Source organism: Streptomyces sp. NPDC001604 (assembly GCF_042893475.1).
Lineage (GTDB): Bacteria > Actinomycetota > Actinomycetes > Streptomycetales > Streptomycetaceae > Streptomyces.
The window spans coordinates 491,505-513,865 of record NZ_JBIAUY010000004.1 but is presented as its reverse complement, the minus strand read 5'-3'; the positions used below and the strand labels follow the sequence as shown (position 1 = coordinate 513,865).

General features: G+C 71.1%; 21 protein-coding genes. 13 read left to right on the top strand and 8 right to left on the bottom strand.

From position 1 onward, the window contains the following. Nucleotides 1–30: 30 nt before the first annotated feature. From ACFY1E_RS15350 to ACFY1E_RS15320, 7 genes are all read left to right on the top strand, one after another. The gene (locus ACFY1E_RS15350) at nucleotides 31–1,443 is read left to right on the top strand and encodes a CitMHS family transporter (RefSeq protein WP_389075770.1); all 1,413 of its coding nucleotides are present in this window, start codon (nucleotides 31–33) and stop codon (nucleotides 1,441–1,443) included. Nucleotides 1,444–1,498: 55 nt separating this feature from the next. Further along, nucleotides 1,499–2,743 (top strand): MFS transporter, encoded by a 1,245-nt coding sequence (locus ACFY1E_RS15345; RefSeq protein ID WP_389075768.1) that lies wholly within the window; start codon nucleotides 1,499–1,501, stop codon nucleotides 2,741–2,743. Nucleotides 2,744–2,845: 102 nt separating this feature from the next. Beyond that, complete coding sequence (locus ACFY1E_RS15340; protein WP_389075765.1) at nucleotides 2,846–3,490, top strand: hypothetical protein; 645 nt, start codon at nucleotides 2,846–2,848, stop codon at nucleotides 3,488–3,490. A gap of 136 nt (nucleotides 3,491–3,626) precedes the next feature. Beyond that, on the top strand, nucleotides 3,627–4,274 hold the full coding sequence (locus ACFY1E_RS15335) for a class F sortase (protein WP_389075763.1): 648 nt from the start codon (nucleotides 3,627–3,629) through the stop codon (nucleotides 4,272–4,274). Nucleotides 4,275–4,466: 192 nt separating this feature from the next. Further along, nucleotides 4,467–5,813, top strand: coding sequence for an ABC transporter ATP-binding protein (locus ACFY1E_RS15330; protein WP_389075760.1), 1,347 nt, complete (start codon nucleotides 4,467–4,469; stop codon nucleotides 5,811–5,813). A gap of 198 nt (nucleotides 5,814–6,011) precedes the next feature. Then, complete coding sequence (locus ACFY1E_RS15325) at nucleotides 6,012–7,400, top strand: aldehyde dehydrogenase family protein (protein ID WP_389075757.1); 1,389 nt, start codon at nucleotides 6,012–6,014, stop codon at nucleotides 7,398–7,400. 11 nt (nucleotides 7,401–7,411) lie between these two features. Next, on the top strand, nucleotides 7,412–8,494 hold the full coding sequence (locus ACFY1E_RS15320; RefSeq protein ID WP_389075755.1) for a zinc-binding dehydrogenase: 1,083 nt from the start codon (nucleotides 7,412–7,414) through the stop codon (nucleotides 8,492–8,494). A gap of 42 nt (nucleotides 8,495–8,536) precedes the next feature. Here ACFY1E_RS15320 and ACFY1E_RS15315 read toward each other — a convergent pair whose 3' ends face one another. From ACFY1E_RS15315 to ACFY1E_RS15305, 3 genes are all read right to left on the bottom strand, one after another. Next, nucleotides 8,537–9,484 (bottom strand): DMT family transporter, encoded by a 948-nt coding sequence (locus ACFY1E_RS15315; protein ID WP_389076038.1) that lies wholly within the window; start codon nucleotides 9,482–9,484, stop codon nucleotides 8,537–8,539. Nucleotides 9,485–9,608: 124 nt separating this feature from the next. Next, complete coding sequence (locus ACFY1E_RS15310) at nucleotides 9,609–10,331, bottom strand: ArsR/SmtB family transcription factor (RefSeq protein ID WP_389075753.1); 723 nt, start codon at nucleotides 10,329–10,331, stop codon at nucleotides 9,609–9,611. A gap of 35 nt (nucleotides 10,332–10,366) precedes the next feature. Continuing rightward, entirely contained in the window at nucleotides 10,367–11,008 is a 642-nt protein-coding gene (locus tag ACFY1E_RS15305; protein ID WP_389075750.1) for a TetR/AcrR family transcriptional regulator, read from the bottom strand. Between the two features lie 89 nt (nucleotides 11,009–11,097). Between ACFY1E_RS15305 and ACFY1E_RS15300 the strand changes: the two genes are divergently transcribed. The 3 genes from ACFY1E_RS15300 (at nucleotide 11,098) to ACFY1E_RS15290 (ending at nucleotide 13,289) form a co-directional block, all read left to right on the top strand. Beyond that, complete coding sequence (locus ACFY1E_RS15300; RefSeq protein ID WP_389075749.1) at nucleotides 11,098–12,249, top strand: acyl-CoA dehydrogenase family protein; 1,152 nt, start codon at nucleotides 11,098–11,100, stop codon at nucleotides 12,247–12,249. Between the two features lie 61 nt (nucleotides 12,250–12,310). Further along, nucleotides 12,311–12,556, top strand: coding sequence for a YiaA/YiaB family inner membrane protein (locus ACFY1E_RS15295; RefSeq protein ID WP_389075746.1), 246 nt, complete (start codon nucleotides 12,311–12,313; stop codon nucleotides 12,554–12,556). 109 nt (nucleotides 12,557–12,665) lie between these two features. Beyond that, nucleotides 12,666–13,289, top strand: a complete 624-nt coding sequence (locus ACFY1E_RS15290) for a TetR family transcriptional regulator (protein WP_389075744.1) — start codon at nucleotides 12,666–12,668, stop codon at nucleotides 13,287–13,289. A gap of 16 nt (nucleotides 13,290–13,305) precedes the next feature. Here the strand turns inward: ACFY1E_RS15290 and ACFY1E_RS15285 are convergent, their stop codons facing one another. Further along, entirely contained in the window at nucleotides 13,306–13,767 is a 462-nt protein-coding gene (locus ACFY1E_RS15285; RefSeq protein ID WP_389075742.1) for a MaoC family dehydratase, read from the bottom strand. A gap of 132 nt (nucleotides 13,768–13,899) precedes the next feature. On the opposite strand from ACFY1E_RS15285, the gene soxR reads away from it, so the two are divergent. Next, entirely contained in the window at nucleotides 13,900–14,385 is a 486-nt protein-coding gene (gene soxR / locus ACFY1E_RS15280) for a redox-sensitive transcriptional activator SoxR (protein ID WP_389075741.1), read from the top strand. 123 nt (nucleotides 14,386–14,508) lie between these two features. Here soxR and ACFY1E_RS15275 read toward each other — a convergent pair whose 3' ends face one another. Further along, on the bottom strand, nucleotides 14,509–15,576 hold the full coding sequence (locus tag ACFY1E_RS15275; RefSeq protein ID WP_389075739.1) for an RNA ligase (ATP): 1,068 nt from the start codon (nucleotides 15,574–15,576) through the stop codon (nucleotides 14,509–14,511). Nucleotides 15,577–15,959: 383 nt separating this feature from the next. Between ACFY1E_RS15275 and ACFY1E_RS15270 the strand changes: the two genes are divergently transcribed. After that, nucleotides 15,960–16,487 carry a hypothetical protein gene (locus ACFY1E_RS15270; RefSeq protein ID WP_389075737.1) on the top strand — a complete coding sequence of 176 codons (528 nt, stop codon included), beginning with the start codon at nucleotides 15,960–15,962 and terminating at the stop codon, nucleotides 16,485–16,487. Here ACFY1E_RS15270 and ACFY1E_RS15265 read toward each other — a convergent pair. Together ACFY1E_RS15265 and ACFY1E_RS15260 are read right to left on the bottom strand one after the other, a co-directional pair. Next, complete coding sequence (locus tag ACFY1E_RS15265; protein WP_389075734.1) at nucleotides 16,433–17,206, bottom strand: 3-keto-5-aminohexanoate cleavage protein; 774 nt, start codon at nucleotides 17,204–17,206, stop codon at nucleotides 16,433–16,435. The two genes, ACFY1E_RS15270 and ACFY1E_RS15265, sit on opposite strands and share 55 nt — an antisense overlap. A gap of 122 nt (nucleotides 17,207–17,328) precedes the next feature. Further along, on the bottom strand, nucleotides 17,329–17,931 hold the full coding sequence (locus tag ACFY1E_RS15260) for a hypothetical protein (protein ID WP_389075732.1): 603 nt from the start codon (nucleotides 17,929–17,931) through the stop codon (nucleotides 17,329–17,331). A 221-nt stretch (nucleotides 17,932–18,152) separates the two neighbouring features. Here ACFY1E_RS15260 and ACFY1E_RS15255 point away from each other — a divergent pair, with 221 nt between their 5' ends. Next, complete coding sequence (locus ACFY1E_RS15255; RefSeq protein WP_389075730.1) at nucleotides 18,153–20,933, top strand: penicillin acylase family protein; 2,781 nt, start codon at nucleotides 18,153–18,155, stop codon at nucleotides 20,931–20,933. 18 nt (nucleotides 20,934–20,951) lie between these two features. Here the strand turns inward: ACFY1E_RS15255 and ACFY1E_RS15250 are convergent, their stop codons facing one another. Beyond that, on the bottom strand, nucleotides 20,952–22,286 hold the full coding sequence (locus tag ACFY1E_RS15250; RefSeq protein WP_389075727.1) for a serine-threonine protein kinase: 1,335 nt from the start codon (nucleotides 22,284–22,286) through the stop codon (nucleotides 20,952–20,954). Nucleotides 22,287–22,361 lie beyond the last annotated feature (75 nt).

Sequence of the window (22,361 nt, the reverse complement as noted above, 5' to 3'; positions counted from 1 at the left end):
TGTTCAAGGGCGAACGTTAGGTATCCATTCATGCTGACCATCCTCGGCTTCGCCATGATCGCGACCTTCCTGGTCCTGATCATGCTGAAGAAGATGTCGCCGATCGCGGCGCTCGTGCTGATCCCGGCCCTGTTCTGTGTCTTCGTCGGGAAGGGGGCCAAGCTCGGCGACTACGTCATCGACGGCGTCACCAGCCTCGCGCCCACCGCGGCGATGCTCATGTTCGCGATCGTCTACTTCGGTGTGATGATCGACGTCGGCCTCTTCGACCCGATCGTTCGGGGGATCCTGAAGTTCTGCAAGGCCGACCCGCTCAGGATCGTCGTCGGTACGGCCGTCCTCGCCGCGATCGTGTCGCTCGACGGCGACGGCTCGACCACCTTCATGATCACCGTCTCGGCGATGTACCCGCTGTACAAGCGACTGAAGATGAGCCTGGTCGTGATGACCGGTGTCGCCGCCATGGCCAACGGCGTGATGAACACCCTGCCGTGGGGCGGACCGACCGCCCGCGCCGCCACAGCGCTGAAGCTCGACGCGAGCGACATCTTCGTCCCGATGATCCCGGCGCTCGCCATGGGCCTGCTGTTCGTCTTCGGCCTCGCGTACGTCCTCGGCCGCCGCGAGCGGGGGCGGCTCGGCGTGCTGACGCTGGACGAGGTGCTGGTCGAGGAGAAGGAGACCGAGACGGTTCTGGTGGGCGCGGGCTCCGGCTCCGGGTCCGGCAAGGACGCCCGGCGCGCCACCGGCGGCTCCGGCTCCGGGACCGACGCGGACCTCCCCGCGGACGAGGACGACGGCCTCCAGGGCCTCGACCCCGACCGGCCCACCCTGCGCCCCAAGCTGTACTGGTTCAACGCACTGCTCACGGTGGCCCTGCTCACCGCCATGATCATGGAGTGGCTGCCGATCCCGGTGCTGTTCCTGCTCGGTGCGGCCCTGGCGCTCACCGTCAACTTCCCCCACATGCCCGACCAGAAGGCCCGTCTCGGCGCCCACGCCGAGAACGTCCTCAACGTCTCCGGCATGGTCTTCGCCGCCGCCGTCTTCACCGGCGTCCTCCAGGGCACGGGAATGGTCAACAGCATGGCCAAGTGGCTGGTGGACAACATCCCGGACGGGATGGGCCCGCACATGGCCTTCGTCACCGGCATCCTGAGCATCCCGCTGACGTACTTCATGTCGAACGACGGCTTCTACTTCGGCATCCTCCCGGTGCTCGCCGAGGCCGGCCAGACGCACGGCGTCTCGTCCCTGGAGATCGCCCGCGCCTCGCTCATCGGGCAGCCGCTGCACATGTCGAGCCCGCTCGTCCCGGCCGTGTACGTCCTGGTCGGCATGGCCAAGGTGGAGTTCGGCGACCACACCAGGTTCGTGGTCAAGTGGGCCGCGCTCACATCACTCGTGGTCCTCGGGGCAGGGATCCTCTTCGGCATCATCTGACCGTCCGGACCGGCGAATCCGGCTTCGGTACCAGGGAATTCAGGAGGATCCGTACATGGGGCCCGGTAGGAACCGCGGCTGGCTGCTCCGCCTCGTCATCGCCTTCGGCTTCACGCAGGGGGCGGTGTCGATGGCCCGGCCTGCCGTCTCCTACCGGGCCCTCGCGCTGGGTGCCGACGAGCGGGCGGTCGGCGTCATCGCGGGCGTGTACGCCCTGTTGCCGCTCTTCGCCGCGGTACCGCTGGGCCGCCGCACCGACCACGGCCGCTGCGCACCCCTGCTGCCGCTCGGCGTGGTCCTGATAGCGGGCGGCTGCGCGCTGAGCGGACTCGCCGGCTCCCTCTGGGCGATGGCGGTCTGGAGCGGGGTGATGGGCCTGGGCCACCTCTGCTTCGTGATCGGCGCCCAGTCGCTCGTCGCCCGCCAGTCCGCGCCGCACGAACAGGACCGCAACTTCGGTCACTTCACCATCGGTGTCTCGCTCGGCCAGCTGGTCGGCCCGGTCGCGGCGGGCGCACTGATCGGCGGCCCGGACAGGGCGGGCACCAGCGCGCTGGCCCTCGTGGTGGCGGGTGCGGGTGCCGCGGTCGCGTTCACCTCGCTGTGGCGCATCGAGGACCGTACGGCCGTCAAGTCCCGTACCGCACAAGGCGATCACGTCCCGGTCGGCAGCATCCTGCGCGCCCCGGGTGTGCCGGCGGGCATGCTCATCAGCCTCTCCGTGCTCTCCGCCACCGACATCCTCACCGCCTATCTGCCGGTGGTCGGTGAACACCGGGGCATCGCGCCGTCCGTGATCGGTGTGCTGCTCAGCCTGCGCGCGGGCGCCACCATCGCCTGCCGGCTCGTCCTCACCCCGCTGCTGCGGCTGCTCGGCCGGCCGCTGCTGCTCACGGTGACCTGTCTGCTGGCTGCCGTGCTGTGCGCCGGGATCGCGCTGCCGATGCCGGTGTGGGCGCTCGCCCCGGTGCTGGCCGCGCTCGGGTTCTGCCTCGGCGTCGGGCAGCCGCTGTCCATGACGACCGTCGTCCAGGCGGCCCCGGACGGCGCCCGCTCCACGGCCCTCGCCCTGCGGCTGACCGGCAACCGCCTCGGCCAGGTCGCCGCGCCCGCCGCCGCGGGTCTGGTCGCGGGGGTCGCGGGCGTGGCGGCGCCCTTCGTGATGCTCGGGGCGCTGCTGCTGTTCTCGGCGGGCAGCGCCCTGCGGGCACCGGCCGCTCCGGGCGGCGCTCAGGTGGCCGGGGGAGCTCCGGACGGGCGCCCGGCCCGCGCTCCCTTGCGCCGGTCGAGGGATATCTGACGGCGAGTCGGGTGGTGCTGCCGCAACACGCCGGGCGGATGTGAAAGAGAGTCAGATGAAAGAGCGATTTGTATGAAAATCGTCTGACTCGGAGGAACGTCCATGCCCACCTTGCTGCCCCCGTCCGCAGGCGCCCGTCTGGGAGCCGCGGCCCTCACCGTACTCACCGCGGCCGGGGCCTCCTGGTCCGCGACCTCCGCCGCTCTTGCCGCCCCGGGTGACGGTGCCGACATCAGGATCCACAGTGAGCGAGTGCCCTACGGCGTCTCCAAGGACGACCCCGTTGTCTGCCGGTTCTACCTCGACGCCGTGAATTTCGGCGACCTGACGTCCGTGTCCTACACCATCACGGCTCAGCCCCCGCTGCCCACCGCGGCCACCGTGAGCGGCACGATCTCCCTGGCCGGCGGCGCCGGGCACACCGACATCCTGGGGCTGGCCGACGGCAGATACACCCTCCAGTGGACCATTCCGCCGACCACGCCGCCCACGCCGCCCGTCGCGCCGAAGGAGAAGGTCTTCTCCGTCGACTGCCACGGCAGGCACGACCGGGGGCAGGCGGGCCCCAGCCACACGATCGAGGACCACGGGCCGAAGGGCGGCGTCCACGCCGGCGGCGGCGGCCTCGTCGACACCATGCAGGCATACACCCCGCTGAGCGCGGCCGGAGGCGTCGGACTGGCCGCCGTCGGCGGAGCCGTCTACGTCCGGACGCTGCTGCGCCGCCGCTCCCACGGTGCCGAGTAGGACCTGTCCGGCGCCCCCCACCGGGGGAGTGCGTGCCAGACCCCACGGTGCCGGCACGCCCCGCCGGGCAGGTCCCCGGCGCAGGCGCCGCAGGCCCTGGCACCGGACCCGCGCCTACCGCCTCACCAGGACGGCCATGATCGTGGCCGCCCTGGTGACGGTCTTCCGGTGCGGGGGCCATCACCACCACCCGACCGAGTCCGTCCGGGCCGAGGCCCCGCCGCGCGCCTCGGCGCCCGCCGAACCGGCCCCCGGCCCCGCCGACGGGCGCCCCCGGGCCTCCGAGCCGGCCGCGCCCGCCCAACCCGCCACACCGCCCCCGCCACTGCCCCGGTCACCGGCGGCCGCCCTGCGCGTACCGTCCCTGGGCATCGACGCGCCGGTCATCGGGGTGCGGGTCGGCGCCGACCGGCAGCTGGAGACCCCGCCGCTCGACAGGCCCAGGCTCGTCGGCTGGTACCAGGACGGGCCCTCACCGGGCGAGTCCGGCACCGCCATCGCCGTCGGCCACCGCGACACCAGGACCGGCGCCGCGGTCTTCGCCGCCCTCGCGCAGGTGCACCCCGGGGCCCGGATCGAGGTCCGGCGCACCGACGGCCGTACCGCCGTCTACACCGTGGACCGCGTACGGATCTTCGACAAGGACCGCTTCCCCGACAAGGAGGTGTACGGCCCGAGTTCACGCCCCGAGCTGCGGGTGCTGACCTGCGGCGGCCTGTTCACCCGCAGGACCGGCTACAGCAGCAACGTCGTCGTGTTCGCGCATCTGGCGGCGATCCGCTGACCCGGGAGGCGTGGTCCGCACCTGCGCGTCCGCTTTCTCACTGGGCGGAACGCAGCACCGGATTCCGTCAGGTGTCTTCCCTGGAGCGCGTACGGTCCGTTAACTTCCGTGACTCACAGCCCGTGCGACCCGTACGGGCCGTCCGACCGCGGAGCCTCAGGACTCGCTCAGTACGCCCCCGGGGGCAGTGCCATGACACGCGCCATCTCTCTGCAGGACGTGAGCAAGACCTATACGCGAGGCGTTCGCGTGGTGGACCGGCTGTCGCTGGACATCCGCCCCGGCGAATTCCTCGTGCTGCTCGGGCCGTCCGGCTGCGGCAAGTCCACCGTGCTCCGCATGATCGCCGGGCTGGAGGAGATCACGGAGGGCCGGCTGCTGCTGGACGGCGAGCACTCCAACGAACTCCTCCCGTCCGAGCGGAACATGGCGATGGTGTTCCAGAACTTCGCCCTGTACCCGAACATGACCAGCCGCGGCAACATCGGCTTCCCGCTGCGCGTCGAGAACCCCGGCGAGGACCCGCGCCCGCGTGTGGACGCCACCGCCCGGATGCTCGGCATCGAGGACCTCCTCGACCGCTTCCCCAGCCAGCTCTCCGGCGGCGAACGCCAGCGCGTCGCCATGGGCCGCGCCATCGCCCGTCACCCCTCGGCCTTCCTGATGGACGAGCCGCTGTCCAACCTCGACGCCAAGCTCCGCAACCACCTGCGGGCCGAAATATCCAAGCTCACCCGCGAGTTGGGCGTCACCACGGTCTACGTCACCCACGACCAGGCCGAGGCCATGTCGCTCGGCGACCGGGTCGCCGTACTGCGCGGCGGAGTGCTGCAGCAGCTGGACACCCCGCGCATGGTGTACGCCCTGCCCCGCAACATCTTCGTCGCCGCCTTCATCGGCACCCCGCGCATCAACCTGCTGCGCGGCCTGGTCCGTGCCCCGCTCGACGGCGCGATGACCATCAGCCTCGGCAAGCAGTATCTGCGGCTGCCCGAACCGCTCTCCCAGGACCACCAGTTGCTGCGGGTGCAGCAGGGCCGGGAGGTGATCGTCGGGCTGCGCTCGGAGGCCGTACGCATCGCCAAGCACTCCTCCGCCCGGCCGGGCGAAGCGCCGCTCACCGGCCTGGTGGAGCACGTGGAGTTCCAGGGGCACGAGATCCTCGTGCACTTCAACACCGGCTCCCAGCCCGCCGTCGTGCCGGACCTGGAGGCGCCGCGGCCCGGCTCGCGCGCGTCCCGGCGCCGTCGGCGGGAGGGCGGGCCGACCGTGCTGGAGCGTCTGCGGGACCGGGCGGGGGCGCTCCGCGCGGGACCGGTGGTGGTCATGGATGACCCGGGGGAGGCCGACCCGGCCGGCGTCGCGTCGACCGGGGCCCGCCTGCCGGGTGATCTGGTGGTGCGGACCACGCCCGACATCGAGCTCCGGCATGGCATGCAGGTGCCGCTGCTCGTTGACATCGCCCATCTGTTTGTCTTCGATCAGCACGGGGAGCGGATCTGTCCGGCGCCTGCGCGGTTGCCGGATTTGGACGCGTAACGGGTTGCCGGGGTGGGTTGCCGGGCGTCTGCGGGTGCGTTGGGGCTTGTCGCGCCCACGCGGCAGCGCCGCATATGGATACAGCCCCGCGCCCCTTTGGGGCGGTGTCGATCTGGCGGTTGAAAACTACCGGCGCTAGTTTGTGTGGCTGTCGGTAGGTTGTCACGCGGACGACGCACCCCGCCCCGGAGGAGCACCATGAAGGCACACGACGGCCTGTACATCGACGGCGCCTGGCGGCCCGCCGCAGGCCAGGACGTGATCGATGTCGTGAATCCCGCCGACGAGCAGGTGATCGGGCGGGTCCCCGCGGGGACGGCAGTGGACGTGGACGCCGCCGTACGCGCCGCCCGTGCCGCCTTCCCCGCCTGGGCCGCGACCCCGCCCGCCGAGCGGGCCGCCCGGCTGGGTGCGCTGAGGGACGTCCTCGTGGCCCACAAGGACGAGATCGCCGAGACCGTCACCGCCGAGCTCGGCTCACCGCTGCCGTTCTCGCAGAACGTGCACGCGGCCGTGCCGATCGCGGTCGCGGGCTCGTACGCCGAACTGGCAGCGACGTACGCCTTCGAGGAGAAGGCCGGGAACTCGACCGTCTACCTTGAGCCGGTCGGCGTGGTCGGCGCGATCACGCCCTGGAACTACCCCCTGCACCAGATCGTCGCCAAGGTCGCCCCGGCCCTCGCGGCGGGCTGCACGGTGGTCCTGAAGCCCGCCGAGGACACCCCGCTCACCGCCCAGCTCTTCGCCGAGGCGGTCCACGAGGCGGGCGTACCAGCGGGCGTCTTCAACCTGGTCACCGGACGCGGACCGGTCGCGGGCCAGGCCCTCGCCGAGCACCCGGGCGTCGACCTGGTCTCCTTCACCGGCTCCACCGCCGTCGGCCGGCAGATCGGTGCGACCGCGGGCGCCGCGGTCAAGAAGGTCGCCCTGGAGCTGGGCGGCAAGTCCGCCAACGTGATCCTGCCGAGCGCAGACCTCGCCAAGGCGGTCAACGTCGGCGTCGCCAACGTCATGTCCAACTCCGGCCAGACCTGCAGCGCCTGGACGCGCATGCTCGTCCACCGGGACCGGTACGAGGAGGCGGTCGGGCTCGCGGCCACCGCCGCCGCCAAGTACGGCGACCGCATCGGCCCGGTGGTCAGCGCCAAGCAGCAGGCTCGGGTGCGCGGTTACATCGAGAAGGGCGTGGCGGAGGGCGCGCGGCTGGTCGCCGGAGGCGCCGAACCCCCGCGCGAGCAGGGCTACTTCGTCTCCCCGACGGTCTTCGCCGACGTCACCCCCGAGATGACCATCGCCCAGGAGGAGATCTTCGGCCCGGTCCTCGCCATCCTCCGCTACGAGGACGAGGAGGACGCCCTGCGCATCGCCAACGGCACGGTCTACGGCCTCGCGGGCGCCGTCTGGGCGGGCGACGAGAGCGAGGCGGTCGCCTTCGCCCGCCGCCTCGAGACCGGGCAGGTCGACATCAACGGCGGCCGCTTCAACCCCCTCGCCCCCTTCGGCGGTTACAAGCAGTCGGGCGTCGGCCGCGAACTCGGCACGCACGGCCTGGCCGAGTACCTCCAGACCAAGTCCCTGCAGTTCTGAGGAGCGCATCCATGGTTCGCGCAGCAGTCCTTCCCGCCGTGGGCGCCCCGCTGGAGATCACCGGCATCGACCTCCCGGCCCCCGGCCCCGGCCAGGTCCGCGTCCGTCTCGCGGCCGCCGGGGTGTGCCACTCCGACCTGTCCCTGTCCAACGGCACCATGCGGGTGCCGGTCCCCGCCGTCCTCGGCCACGAGGGCGCCGGCACGGTCGTCGCCGTGGGCGAAGGTGTCACGCACGTCTCGCCCGGCGCCGAGGTCGTCCTCAACTGGGCGCCTTCGTGCGGTGCTTGCCACGCCTGCACGCTCGGCGAGGTGTGGCTGTGCGCCAACGCCCTGAACGGCGCCGCGGACGTCTACGCCCACCGCTCCTCCGACGGCTCCGACCTCCACCCCGGCCTGAACGTCGCCGCGTTCGCCGAGGAGACGGTCGTCTCGGCGGGCTGTGTCCTGCCCCTCCCGGAGGGCATCCCCCTCGCGGACGCGGCCCTCCTGGGCTGCGCGGTCCTCACCGGCTACGGCGCCGTACACCACTCGGCGCAGGTCCGGGAGGGCGAGACGGTGGCGGTGTACGGCGTCGGGGGAGTGGGCCTGGCCGCGCTCCAGGCGGCCCGGATCGCGGGCGCCGCACGCATCGTCGCCGTCGATGTCTCCCCGGAGAAGGAGGAGCTGGCGCGTGGCGCCGGTGCCACCGACTACGTCGTCGCCTCCGAGACGACGGCCCGCGAGATCCGCGGACTGACGGACAAGCAAGGCGTGGACGTGGCGATCGAATGCGTGGGCCGCGCCTCGACGATCCGCACCGCCTGGGACTCCACCCGCCGCGGCGGCCGCACGACGGTCGTGGGCATCGGCGGCAAGGACCAGCAGGTCACCTTCAACGCCCTGGAGATCTTCCACTGGGGCAGGACGCTGGCGGGCTGTGTGTACGGCAACTCGGACCCGGCGAAGGACCTCCCCGTACTGGCCGAACACGTGCGGGCGGGCCGCCTGGACCTGGGCGCACTGGTGACGGAACGGATCGGCCTGGACGGCATCCCGGCCGCCTTCGAGAACATGCTGGCCGGCAAGGGCGGACGCGCGCTCGTGGTCTTCTAGCCCTGCTCAGCCACGCATCAAGGCCCTTGCGGGCAGGGCGCGTCATGCGGATTCCGAGGCGCCCTCGGGCTGCGGCTCCGGAGTGCTCTCCGGCGCCGCAGCCGGCACGACCGCAGCCCGCGGCCGCGACCGCGAGACCGCCACACCCGCCAGGCACAGCACCCCGCCGCCCAGTGTGAGCAGCCCCGGCACCTCGCCGAGCGCCAGCCGCGACATCAGCACGACCAGCGCCGGCACCGCGTACGTGGTCGCCCCCATCCGGCTGGCGGTCGTACGAGCCAGGGCGTACGCCCAGGTGGTGAAGGCCAGCGCGGTCGGAAACACACCCAGGTACACCATGTTGAGCGTCGCCGACACCGGCGCGTGGGCCGCCTCGCTCACCAACTGCCCGGCGAACGGCAGACACCCCACCGCCCCGACGAGACACCCGAACGTCGTCACCTGCAGCGCACTCGCCCTCGCCAGAGCAGGCTTCTGCGCGACGACTCCACCCGCATAGCCGACCGCCGCAAGCAGACACAGCACCACCCCGAGCACCGACGACCCGCCGCCCCCCGACAACGACAGCCCGACCGTCACCGCCCCCGCGAACGACACCGCCATCCCCACCAGCAGCCGCGGCGGCATCGGATCCCCGAGCAGCCGCGCCCCGAGCAGGGCGATGAGGATGGGCCCGATGTTCACCACCAGCGCGGCCGTACCGGCGTCGACCTGCTGCTCCCCCCAGTTCAGGATCACCATGTAGAAGCCGAACCACAGGGCTCCGGATATCGCGATCCCCCGCCATGCGCCCCGTGGCGGCAACCCTTCCCCGCGTACGACCAGCATCACCCCGAGCACCAGCGCCCCGGACAGCAACCGACCGAGCGCCAATGCCCCGGGCGAGTACGCGGCACCCGCACTGCGGATCGCCACGAAGGCGGAGGCCCACAACACGACGCTGACCGCAGCGGCAGCGGGGGCGAGCAGGTCGGTACGACGGGAGGTCATCATGCTCCAGAGGCTAGGAGAGGAATGAGCTTGGGTCTCGCGGATTTCAGACGGCGCGCTGCTGCGCCCCTTCAGGGGCGCGGGGCTGTATCGATATGCGGCTCCGCACCCGCACAGGCGCCACTCAGCGCAGCGAATCGGCATCGATACCCAACAGCTCCTGCAAAGCCCGCTCCCCCGACGGAGTCACCTTCACGGCCCGCTCGGACCCGATCCGCACACACCACCCCGAGTCCAGCGCATGCCGACAGAGCGCCGCCCCCGCAACCCCCGCCAGGTGGGGCCGCCGCTCAGTCCAGTCAAGACACGCACGGGCCAACGGCCGCCGCCCGCGGCGGTCGAGGGAGAGACCGATGGTGTCGAACCACCGAACCCCCGCCTCCGTCAGGGCAAACCCGACGTCCTGCCGCAACAGCCCGCGCAGCGACAACGCATCCGTCACCGCAGTCCCCAGCCGCCCCGCCAGATGGTCGTAACAGGTCCGCCCCCGCGCCATCGCCGCCCCGGCACTCGACTCCCGCAGCCCCCGGGGCCGTACGGCATCCCCCGGCTCCACCTGCGCGGCCAGATCCTCCACCAGCTGCGCAACCGCCGCATCGGCGAGCCGCACGTACCGATGGCGGCCCTGCCGTTCCTCCGCGAGCAGGCCGCCCGCGACGAGCTTGCCCAGATGTTCGCTCAGCGTCGACGCGGCGACCCCCGCATGCCGCGCCAGCTCACTCGCGGTCCACGCCCGCCCGTCGAGCAGCGCCAGCAGACAGGTGGCCCGCGTCTCGTCGGCGATCAGCCCGGCGAGCCGGGCCAGCCGCGGTGCCCGGGGCTCCCTGGTGGTCATGCACCCCAGCATGGGACAGGGACACTTCGGCGGCCGCCGAACTGTCGCTAACCGGCCCGCTGCACCTGCTCGAACTGCTGCACAAGACCGTCCAGCAGCGCCGTGAGCCCCGTCTCGAAGGCCCGCTCGTCGATCTTCTCCTGCTGCTCGGCGAGCAGGTGCGCCTGGCCCAGGTGCGGATAGTCGGCGGGGTCGTACGCGCTCTGGTCGTCCACGAAACCCCCGGCGAAGGAGCCGAGGGCGGAGCCCATGATGAAGTACCGCATCAGCGCGCCGATGGAGGTGGCCTGCGCGGGCGGCCAGCCCGCGTCGACCATCGCGCCGTAGACGGCGTCCGCGAGGCGGAGGCCGGCCGGACGGCGGCCCGGGCCCGTGGCGAGCACCGGGACGATGTTGGGGTGGTCACGCAGCGCGGCCCGGTAGGAGACGGCCCAGTCGTGCAGCGCGGTGCGCCACTCGCGGCCGTCCTCGAACATCGACAGGTCGACCTGCGCGCTCACCGAGTCGGCGACCGCCTCCAGGATCTCGTCCTTGGTGCGGAAGTGGTTGTAGAGCGAGGGCCCGCTCACCCCCAGTTCCGCGGCGAGCCGACGCGTGGAGACGGCCGCGAGGCCCTCCGCGTCCACCAGCGCACGGGCCGTCTCGACGATGCGGTCGGTGCTGAGCAGGGGCTTGCGCGGTCGGGCCATGGCGCACATAGTAGGGCTGCACGCCCGAAACTAGCAGTGCTAATTTAAATGTGTAGGATTGTGCAGGATCTCGAGTGGGGTGACCGGTCATGAATCTGGAGCTCAGTGACGAGCAGGAAGCCGTCCGGCGGCTCGCCAGGGACTTCGTGGACCGAGAGATCGCCCCGAACGTCATCGCCTGGGACCGGGCCGAGGAGGTTGACCGGTCCATCGTGAAGAAGCTCGGCGAGGTCGGCTTCCTCGGACTGACCGTCGCCGAGGAGTACGGCGGCTCCGGCGGCGACCACCTCGCGTACTGCCTGGTCACGGAGGAGCTCGGGCGTGGCGACTCCTCCGTGCGCGGCATCGTGTCCGTGTCGCTCGGGCTGGTCGCCAAGACGATCGCCGCCTGGGGGAGCGTGGACCAGAAGCGGCAGTGGCTGCCCGGGCTCACCTCGGGCGAGTACGTCGGCTGCTTCGGCCTCACCGAGCCCGGCACCGGCTCCGACGCCGGCAACCTCTCCACACGCGCGGTGCGCGACGGCGACGACTACGTCATCAACGGCACCAAGATGTTCATCACGAACGGCACCTGGGCCGATGTGGTGCTGCTGTTCGTCCGCTCCACCGACGCCCCCGGCCACAAGGGCGTCTCCGCCTTCCTCGTGCCGGCCGACACTCCCGGCCTCACCCGCCGCACCATCCACGGCAAGCTGGGCCTGCGTGGTCAGGCGACCGCCGAGCTGGTCCTGGAGGACGTCCGCGTGCCCGCCTCCGCGATGCTGGGGGAGGAGGGCAAGGGCTTCTCGGTGGCCATGTCGGCCCTGGCCAAGGGGCGGATGTCGGTCGCGGCGGGCTGTGTGGGCATAGCCCAGGCCGCGCTGGACACGGCGGTGAAGTACGCGGGCGAGCGCGAGCAGTTCGGCAGGTCCATCGCGCACCACCAGCTCGTACAGGAGCTGATCAGCGACATCGCCGTCGACGTGGACGCGGCCCGCCTGCTGACCTGGCGGGTCGCGGACCTGATCGACCGCGGGCAGCCCTTCGCCGTCGAGTCCTCCAAGGCCAAGCTCTTCGCCTCGGAGGCCGCCGTCCGCGCCGCCAACAACGCGCTCCAGGTCTTCGGCGGCTACGGCTACATCGACGAGTACCCGGCCGGCAAGCTGCTGCGCGACGCCCGCGTGATGACCCTGTACGAGGGCACCAGCCAGATCCAGAAACTGCTCATCGGGCGGGCCCTGACCGGGGTTTCGGCGTTCTGAGTACCTGAGCTGAGTATCCCGGCGGATGTGGCACCGGCCACATCCGCCGACGCTTGTCCCCATGAGTGACACATCCGGCAAGCAGCAGAACACCGCCGCCTTCTACGGCCAGGCCGTCGCCTCCTTCGCGATCGCCATGGCCGCGACGGCCATCGGCATCTTCCGGCTGGACGCCGACGCCTGGGTGCGGGCGTTCCTCGGGATCGCGGTGCTGTACCTCGTCACCTCCGCCTTCACCCTCGCCAAGGTGATCCGCGACCGGCAGGAGGCGGCGGAGCGCGCGTACCACCCCTTCGAGAAGCTCTGAGTCCTCTGGAAGCTCCGGGCCTCCTGGAAGCCCTGAGCGGGGACTCTAAGCGCTCGCTCACCTTCGGCGGTATGGTGGGGTGTCTGTCTGCGAGAGGGGCGAGCGAGCGATGAGTACGGCGAAGGAGACGGCCGGTGGCGAGACGTCCGCGTGGGGCGAGGTCACGCCCGACGCGGCACGGCGGCTGCTGATCGCCGCGGTGGAGGCCTTCGCCGAGCGCGGGTACCACGCCACGACGACCCGTGACATCGCGGGCCGCGCCGGCATGAGCCCCGCCGCGCTCTACATCCACTACAAGACCAAGGAAGAGCTGCTCCACCGGATCAGCCGGATCGGTCACGAGAAGGCCCTGGAGATCCTGCGGACGGCGGCCCGGCGCGAGGGCACCGCGACCGAGCGCCTCGCCGACGCGGTGAGCTCCTTCGTCCGCTGGCACGCAGGCGGCCGCACCACCGCCCGGGTCGTGCAGTACGAGCTGGACTCGCTCGGTCCGGACGCCCGCGAGGAGATCCTCGCGCTGCGCCGGCAGTGCGACGCCGAGGTGCGCGGGATCATCGAGGACGGGATCGCCTCCGGCGAGTTCGACGTGCTGGACGTCAAGGGCACCACCCTCGCCGTCATGTCGCTCTGCATCGACGTCGCCCGCTGGTTCAACGTCGACGGACCCTGGACGCCCGACGAGGTCGGCGCCCTCGACGCCGACCTCGTGCTGCGCATGGTGGGGGTCAAGTAGTCCGCCGGGCCACTGCTCAGACGTAGAAGCGGGCCACCGACTCCGCCACGCAGACCGGCTTGTCCCCGCCCTCGCGCTCCACGGTGTAGGCGACGGCCAGCTGGACCCCGCCCGGGACGTCCTCGACGCTGCTGATCGTCCCGGTGGCGCGCAGGCGCGAGCCGACCGGCACGGGGGCGGGGAAACGGACCTTGTTGGTGCCGTAGTTGACGCCCATCTTCACGCCCTCGACGCTGATCAGCTGAGGGCCGAAGAGCGGCAGCAGCGACAGGGTGAGATAGCCGTGCGCGATCGTCGTCCCGAAGGGACCCGCCGCGGCCTTCTCGGGGTCGACGTGGATCCACTGGTGGTCGCCGGTGGCCTCCGCGAAGAGATCGATCCGCTTCTGGTCGATCTCCAGCCAGTCGGTGTACCCCAGCTGCTCGCCCACCGCCGCCTTCAGCTCGTCGGCGGAGGTGAAGATCCTCGGCTCTGCCATGTCCCGGCCTCCCATGCCTCGCTCATGTCCTGAACATCGTGAACACTATGTCTAAGCAACTGCTTAGCATGGTCGGCCGGGAAAACAATGTCAACGGACAGCGGCCGGGTACGGATGGGTAGGGTTCGAGGGGTGCCCCAGATTCCAGAGAAGATCCACGAGCTCACGGTCGGCCAGCTCGCCGCGCGCAGCGGCGCCGCCGTCTCCGCCCTGCACTTCTACGAGTCCAAGGGCCTGATCAGCAGCCGGCGGACCGCGGGCAACCAGCGCCGCTACCACCGCGACACGCTGCGCCGGGTTGCCTTCGTACGGGCCGCACAACGCGTCGGCATCCCGCTGGCCACCATCCGCGAGGCGCTCGCCGAGCTCCCCGAGGAACGCACCCCGACTCGGGAGGACTGGGCCCGGCTCTCCGAGGCCTGGCGTTCCGAACTCGACGAACGCATCAGCCAGCTCAACCGCCTCCGCGACCACCTGACCGACTGCATCGGCTGTGGGTGCCTCTCGCTGGAGGGGTGCGTGCTGTCCAACCCGGACGACGTGTTCGGCGAACGGCTGACGGGGTCGCGGCTGATGGTCGACCGCGGCGGAAGCCGAAAGGCGCGGGAGCGGAACTGAGCGCTCGGCGGGAAGTGCGGCGATCGGCCGTCCATCGACTCCAGGCTCGTCGTGGCTGGTCGCGCCCACGCGGCGGAGCCGCAAATGGACACAGCCCCGCGCCCCTTCAAGACGCCCCCCGGTTCACTCGTACTCGGTGCCGCCCTTCCGCGTCAGATAAGCCGTGCTCACCGCCTTCGCGATCGCCCGCCCTCCGGTCACCGGGCTGTACCGCTCCGTCGCCGGACGGATCACGACCCCCTCCCGCAGATGCAGCCCCCGCCCCGACACGGTCTCCCGCCCGCCGGCCAGCTCCAGCACCCGCTCGATGTCGTACGCCCCCTCGTACAGCCGCGGCACCAACGGCAGCTCCCCGTCCAGCAGTTCGGCCGCGTCCAGCCACCGCACCGTCCCGTCGATCTCCGCGGAGACGTCGAACACGGCGTACCCCAGGCTCTCGCGCCGTCCGTCCGCGCCGTACGTCAGATCCTGGACCCCCGCTCCGTACACCTCACCGAAGATCCCGACCCGACGCGCCCCCAGCCGCCCGGCGAGCCGCGCGGCGACCTCGGCGACGCCGTGGCCGTGCACGGCCCGCCAGTACAGATTGCGCGGATCCTCCTTCAGGGCGAGGGACTTGGCGCCGAAGCCCTTGGAGGAGACGTGCGCGCGGTCCTCGTCGGCGAGGTAGGTCAGCAGACAGGCCGAGCCGTGCAGCTTCTCGGTCAGGACCACAGCCTCGCCCGGTGTGAAGATGTCCGGAAACCGCTGGATGTTCTCGATGTCGACCCAGGGCAGCAGTTCCGGCGCGGACTCCACCTCGCCGTCCATCGTGGGCGGGATCGGCGGCACCCACTTGGTGATGCCGAGCCGCTGGGCGAAGTCCGTCCCGTCCAGCGCCGCCCGCGCCAGGTCGACGCCGGCCAGCGCCTTCGGCCGGCACACGATTCCCTGCGACAGCTCACCGCGCAGCCGCACCGCCTTGACCCGGTCCGAGTTGCTCCCCGCCAGCCGCCCGGTCAGCCCCAGCTCCTCGATCAGCCCGGTGGGCAGGACGGACTGCTCGGGGATGTACACGGCGACGTCGCCGGTGCGGTAGGCGCCCTTGGCGACGACGGCCCGGTACAGGCCCACCTGGGCCAGTTCGAGCGCATCGGCGTTCGGATGCTCGTGGACGGTCAGCACTTCGGCGGTGACGCGCAGCGTCGACATGGGAACTCCTAGGATTCCGGATTCGCTCGGTTCGGTTTCATCGCCTCCCAACTGTCCGGACGGGAAAGGGGTGGAGCGAGCGGATTAGCGGCTGGTAACGTCGCGATCTTCGGCCGGCCGAGACGCCGCGCACGGAGTCCTGACGGGATCAAATCCCATGCCCACAGCAGCACTTGACGCCGCCCTCGCGGACATCGACCCCGTCTTCAACGGCTTCGCCGGCTTCGACGAGACCGGCTGCGGCCACTGCCACGTGCCCGAGGAGACCGCGTTCCTGCGCACGCCACATGTGTGGACACCGCTGGACGTGGTGCAGTACTACCTCTTCGAGGTGCCCGATCTCCCCCAGAGGGGGGACCCCCATCGCCGACCACCCGGCCGCCATGCGGCGCCTGCTTCCGCAGGCCGCGCGCGCGATGGCCGACGGCTCCCTCGACACGATCGGCTACGGCGCCCACGGGTTGAGCCGGCTGGACTGGCGCTCCTGGCCGGCCGAGCAGGCCGCCGCGATCGAGGCGTTCCTGCACGCCTGGTGGCAGGACGCCCTCAGCAGGCCCGACCCGCCCTATGGCATCGACGAGATCTTCGACACCTGCGCCACGATCGCCAGAACCGTCACCCCGTTCCTGGACGGCTGGGGCCGTGGCCCCGTCGCCGACGCACACCTCGTCCACTGCACCGACGGCTGGCTCTACGACCTGCTGTCCGACGTCTCCCCGTTCTTCCGGTGGTACGACGACAGTGAGGCCGCCGGTCTCGCGGACCTGCGCAGCCGGCTGGCCGGTCCCGGCGCCGCCCGCCTCCGCGCTCAGGGCGAGTCCGATCCGGCGATCCGTGCAGAGCTCCTCGTCCTGCCCTACGACGAGCGCTGGGCACACCCGTACTGGGCCAGCGCCTCGGACACCAACTGAGCGTTGGACACGGCCCGTTCCCCGTCCGGCAGGAACAGCGTGTCCTCCAGGCCCACCCGGGTCGCGAGCCCGAGCCGGCCCGCCAGCCGCAGCACCGGCCAGGCGCCGCCGTCCTCGCCGTGCAGCAGCACGGGGCGGCGGGGCGCCCGGCTCAGGTCGGTGAGCAGCGCACGCGCGGACTCCTCCGCCGTGTCCGGCGAGGTGTCCGTCACCTCGGCGAGTACGCGGAGCACTCTCGGGGCCAGGGGTGAGGCCGCGAACCGTATCGCCGCGTCCGTCCCGGACCGGATACCGGCCTCGACCTCCACGCCCAGGTCGAGCAGGGCGGCGGCGATCTCCTCGGCGCCCTCCTCATGCCAGTTGACCGAGGCGTGGTCGGGGAGTTCGGAGAGCGTGGCCCAGCTCCGGACCCTCCCCCACGCTCGAACACGCTCGCGCGGGGGCACCCCCATCAGCCGTGCCGCGGGATCCGGTTCCGCCCAGGCGCCCGTGGTGACACCGACCGGGACCGACACGCGCGCCCGTATCGCCTCGAGCACCGGGCCGATCACGCGGGGCGACAACGAGTCGTGCCCGCAGGGTGTCTTGGGGTGGACGTGGATGTCCGTGGCCCCGGCCGCGACCGCTTGCGCCGCGGACTCGGCCGTCGCTTCCGGAGTCAGCGGCACCATCGCACCGTCGGCGGACCCGCGGGGCCCGTTGAGACACACCTGCACCATGTCTCGATGGTGCCAGCCGCCACTGACAACGAGGAGCCAACACTGACAACGAGGACAAGCCGACAAAGGGGGCAAAGAGGGACATGTAGGGGGTGCGGCATCCCCGGCGCACCCCCGCCGTACTAGGCCGACACCAGCAGCCTTCCGCGCCTTGCGTCCGCCAGGGCCTCGGGACTGAGCACGGGCCGTGGCACGAGAATTCCACAGTGGGTGCAGACCGGACCCGCAGAGGGTTCGTGGTCCAGGTCGTACTTCCAGATCAGGCGCTCCGCGCCGCACACCGGGCAACCGGAGCCCGGCTCGCGCTGCAGGCCGGAGATCAGCCGGCGCAGCACCTCCGCAAGCGGCTCCCGGGGGTGCACCCGCGGGTCGTCGCACCAGGCGACACCGAAACCGCCCCAGGTCAGCCGGTGCCAGTCGTCCACCGTGCCCGGCCGGCGCAGCCCGTCGTGCTTCTCCTTCTTGCGCCGCTCGGCGAACTCGACCTCATAGGCCAGCCACACCGAACGCGCCTCCTCCAGCTCCTCCAGTGCGGCCACGAGCCGCGCCGGGTCGGGGGAGCGGTCCTCGGGACCGAAACCTGCCCGGGAGCACAAATGGTCCCAGGTCGCCCTGTGCCCGTAAGGAGCAAACCTCTCAAGGCACTTGCGCAGTGAGTACCGCCGCAGTGCCAGATCGCACCGCGGGTCGCGGACCTGTCTCGCCAGACTCCGGAAACCGGCCATCGCCCTGCACCTCCGTCACACCTGCACCTGTACTTCGGTCACTTCGGCGTCGTCGTACGGACGTCGCCGAATAGACGTATCGACAAGCGATTCGGCTCCATTCGATTTCCGATGCCCTCCATAAGCCGTCCCGCCCACTCCAAAACTTGACGCATGTTCATCTTCACTCCCGGGGATACCGGCGGTAACGTCCCGGCTCACCCCCGTCGGTAGGAGCTGCCATGCCCTGGCGTACCTCTCGTAGCGCCCCAGTCAGACTGAGAACTCCCGGCAGACTCGCCGGGTTCCTGAAGACCGCATCCATATGCGTCCTGATTGCTGGACTTTTGTCCCCGCTCACCCAGGCGACGGCCGCGGCCGCCACCTCGAACGACTACTGCGGCGGCCAGTGTTCCGACATCCTGCCGCCCGGTGAGAACGGCAACGCGACCCTCGCCCAGGTCCTGCTCAACCAGGCGTTCGGCACCCAGCCCGACCACGCGGAGGACCAGCTCGGCCCGTACGCCAACCTGGCCAAGGGGTACTCCTCGCTCACCGACTCGACGATCAACACCTTCTTCAACGACGCGTCGTTCGGGGTCGCCTCCGATCAAGTCGCCTCCACCGAGAAGCCTGCGGGCCGCACCGACGTGACGATCGTCCGCGACAAGAAGGCAGGCATCCCGCACATCACGGGCACCACCAGATACGGCACGGAGTTCGGCGCCGGATATGCCGCCGCTGAGGACCGGCTGTGGCTCATGGACGTCTTCCGGCACGTGGGCCGCGGTCAGCTGACGACGTTCGCGGGCGGTGCGGCCTCCAACCAGGGCCTGGAGCAGCAGTTCTACCGCAACGCCCCCTACAGCGAGGCCGACCTGCAGGCCCAGATCGACAACGCCGTCGCCCGCAACGGCGCCCGCGGCCAGCAGGCCCTCGCGGACGCCAACGCCTACCTGGCCGGCATCAACGCCTACATCGACGCCTCCGACAGCGGCCGTTACTTCCCCGGTGAGTACGTCCTGACCGGCCACAAGGACTCGATCACCAACGTCGGCACCATCGACCACTTCAAGATCACAGACCTGGTGGCGCTGGGTTCCGTCATCGGTGCCCTGTTCGGCGCCGGCGGCGGCGGCGAGGTCAACAACGCGATCTCACTCCTGGCCGCCCAGTCCAAGTACGGCGTGACCGAGGGCACCAAGGTCTGGGAGTCCTTCCGTGAGCGCAACGACCCCGAGGCCGTGCTCACCGTCCACAACGGCGAGAGCTTCCCGTACGCCACCAAGCCCGACACCGCCCAGGGCGAGGCGCTGCCCGACGCCGGCTCGGTGACGACCGAGCCGCTGGTCTACGACGCCACCGGCACCGGGGCGAGCCAGAGCGCCACCGCCGCCTCCAAGGCGGCGACCACGACCGCGCTCAGCTCGGCCAGACGCGGTATGTCCAACGCCCTGGTGGTGAGCGGCAAGTACACAGCCAGCGGTCACCCGATCGCCGTCTTCGGCCCGCAGACCGGCTACTTCGCGCCCCAGCTGCTCATGCTCCAGGAGCTCCAGGGCCCGGGCCTCAGCGCCCGAGGCGCCTCCTTCGCGGGCCTGAGCATGTACGTCGAACTGGGCCGCGGCCAGGACTACTCGTGGTCCGCGACCACCTCCGGCCAGGACATCATCGACACCTACGCCGTCGAGCTGTGCCAGGACGACTACCACTACCTGTTCCACGGCACCTGCACGGCCATGGACAAGGTCGAGCAGACCAACTCCTGGAAGCCGACCACGGCCGACGGCACCGCGGCGGGCTCGTACACCATGCGGGTCTGGCGCACGAAATACGGGCCGGTGGAGTACCGGGCGACCGTCGGCGGCAAGAAGGTCGCGTACACCACCCTGCGCTCGTCCTACATGCACGAGGCCGACTCGATCATCGGCTTCCAGATGCTCAACGACCCCGACTTCGTCAAGGGACCGCAGGACTTCCAGAGCGCGGCGCAGCACATCAACTACACCTTCAACTGGTTCTACGCCGACTCCCAGCACACCGCGTACTACAACAGCGGCAACAACCCGGTGCGGGCGAGCGGCGTCGACGCCGAGTTCCCGGTGTGGGGGCAGGCGGCCTACGAGTGGAAGAACTGGGACCCGACGACCAACACCGCCGACTACACACCGGCCTCCGCTCACCCCAACTCCATCGACCAGGACTACTACATCTCCTGGAACAACAAGCAGGCCGAGGACTACACGACCGCGCCCTGGGGCGACGGGTCCGTGCACCGCGGCAACCTGCTGGAGGACCGGGTGAAGAAGCTGGTCGCGGCCGGCGGGGTGACCCGTACCAAGCTGGTGCAGGCCATGGCGGACGCGGCACTGGAGGACCTGCGGGCCGAGGACGTGCTGCCGAAGCTGCTCAAGGTCGTCAACAGCAGCACGGTGACCGACTCCACCGCCGCGGACGCCGTGAGCAAGCTGCAGGCGTGGGTGACCGCGGGCGCCAAGCGGACCGAGACGTCGGCCGGTTCGAAGAAGTACGCCAACGCCGACGCGATCCGCATCCTGGACGCCTGGTGGCCGCTGCTGGTGAAGGCCGAGTTCCAACCGGGCCTCGGCAGCGATCTGTACACCGCCTTCACCAACAACCTGCCCGTCGACGAGGCACCGTCGGCCGCACACGGGCCGACCGGCTCGCACGCCGGCAGCTCCTTCCAGTACGGCTGGTGGAGCTACGTCGACAAGGACATCCGGGCGGTGCTCGGTGAGCCGGTGCAGGGGCCACTGGCGCAGAAGTACTGCGGCGGCGGCAGCCTCAGCTCCTGCCGGGACATCCTGATCAGCACCCTGAAGACGGCGGTCGGCACGTCCGCGTCGACCGTCTACCCCGGCGACTCCCTGTGCTCGGCGGGCGACCAGTGGTGCGCCGACTCGATCGTCCAGCGGACGCTCGGCGGCATCAAGCACTACAACATCAGCTGGCAGAACCGGCCCACCTTCCAGCAGGTGGTGGAGTACACCTCGCACCGGTAACGGACCAGCGGCGGCGGGTCAGCGGATGCGGCCCGCCGCCAGCACCACCTGGGCCAGCTCCCGGTGCACGATGTCGCTGTGTGCACCGGCGGGCGGCCCGCCGCTCTTCACCACGGCCGCGGCGTCGATGTTGACGCACCCCGAGGTCGGCAGCGTGCTCTTGAGGGCGTCCGCGAGCTTGTACGCGCGCGTGCCCGGCACCCCCTGCACACCGTCGTGCCCCATCGCACCCCACTTGGCGCCCAGCAGCTCCCCGATGCCGAAGCCCTCGGTGGCCCCCTCGACGACGCCCTGCGCGTCGTCCGCCATGCGCGAGGCCAGCGGGTAGATCGTGCCGAGCGCCGTGTCGAAGTGCGAGTAGCAGCACACCAGAGGGCCGTCGACACGGTTCTGCTGGCCCTGCAGCACACCCCCCGCATGCGCGTCGTACGGCAGCCGCGCCGCGAACGCGTAGTGCGAGAACGCCCCTTGCAGCAGCGTCACCGACTTCACCGTGTGCACGCCCTCGGGCAGACCGCGCAGCGCGAACGACACCAGCCGGCCGCCGAAGCTGTGCCCCACGAGGTGCACGCGCACGGCGGGAGCGGCGGCGGCGAGCTGCCCGACCAGACGGCCGAGCCCGCGCTCGCCGACCGTGCCCGCTCGCCGCTTCATCGCGTAGTACGTCGCCTGCCGCAGCAGTTCCTTCGCCCCGTCCCAGGGGTTCGGCAACGAGAAGCCCTCCGGGTCGCCACCGGACCGGACGTCGGCCAGTGCCTGCGCGAACTCGTCGCAGAGCGTCGCCGTGTCCCCGGTGAACAGCACCGGCTCGCTCTGCGGGACACCCTCCGCGAGGGTGTCCGCCGCGAACAACGGTTGCGGCCCGCCCGGCACGAGCTCCACCAGCAGCCGGACCAGCCGTCCGAACTCCTCCAGTTCGTTGTCGGGCCGCTGGTCCAGCATCCGTGCGATCTGGTCGATCACGGTGGCCCGGCCGGGGAACGTCTCCAGCAGTGCGTGCCGGGTGTCCTTGTCGAGCGCGGGCGCCGGGGACGCCTCCGCCTCCATGGCCACCACGGATTTCGGGAAGTCGGGGATCGGCTCGTCGCAGAACCGCATCGACGGCCAGATCACGCCCACGTACCCGATCCTCGCCTGGGCCGCCAGGCCCGGGATCGGCGCGAAGAACTGGCTGTAGAGGGCAGTCGCCCCCGAGCGGTCGTTGTTCCAGCCGTGTGCGAAGACGATCAGGTCACGGATTCCGCCCTTCGGGACCTCGGCGAGCAGCCGGTCCCGCTCCCGCCCGTCGACGTCCCCGTCCGCGTCGAAGGTCAGCTCCCAGTAAGGAGTCACACTCATTGCCGGCTGTGCCATGACAGGCCCCCTCGTCCCCCGTAGCAGAGCGATGTGGGCGCATCGTCCTGCTACCGGCCGAGGATGGCCATACGT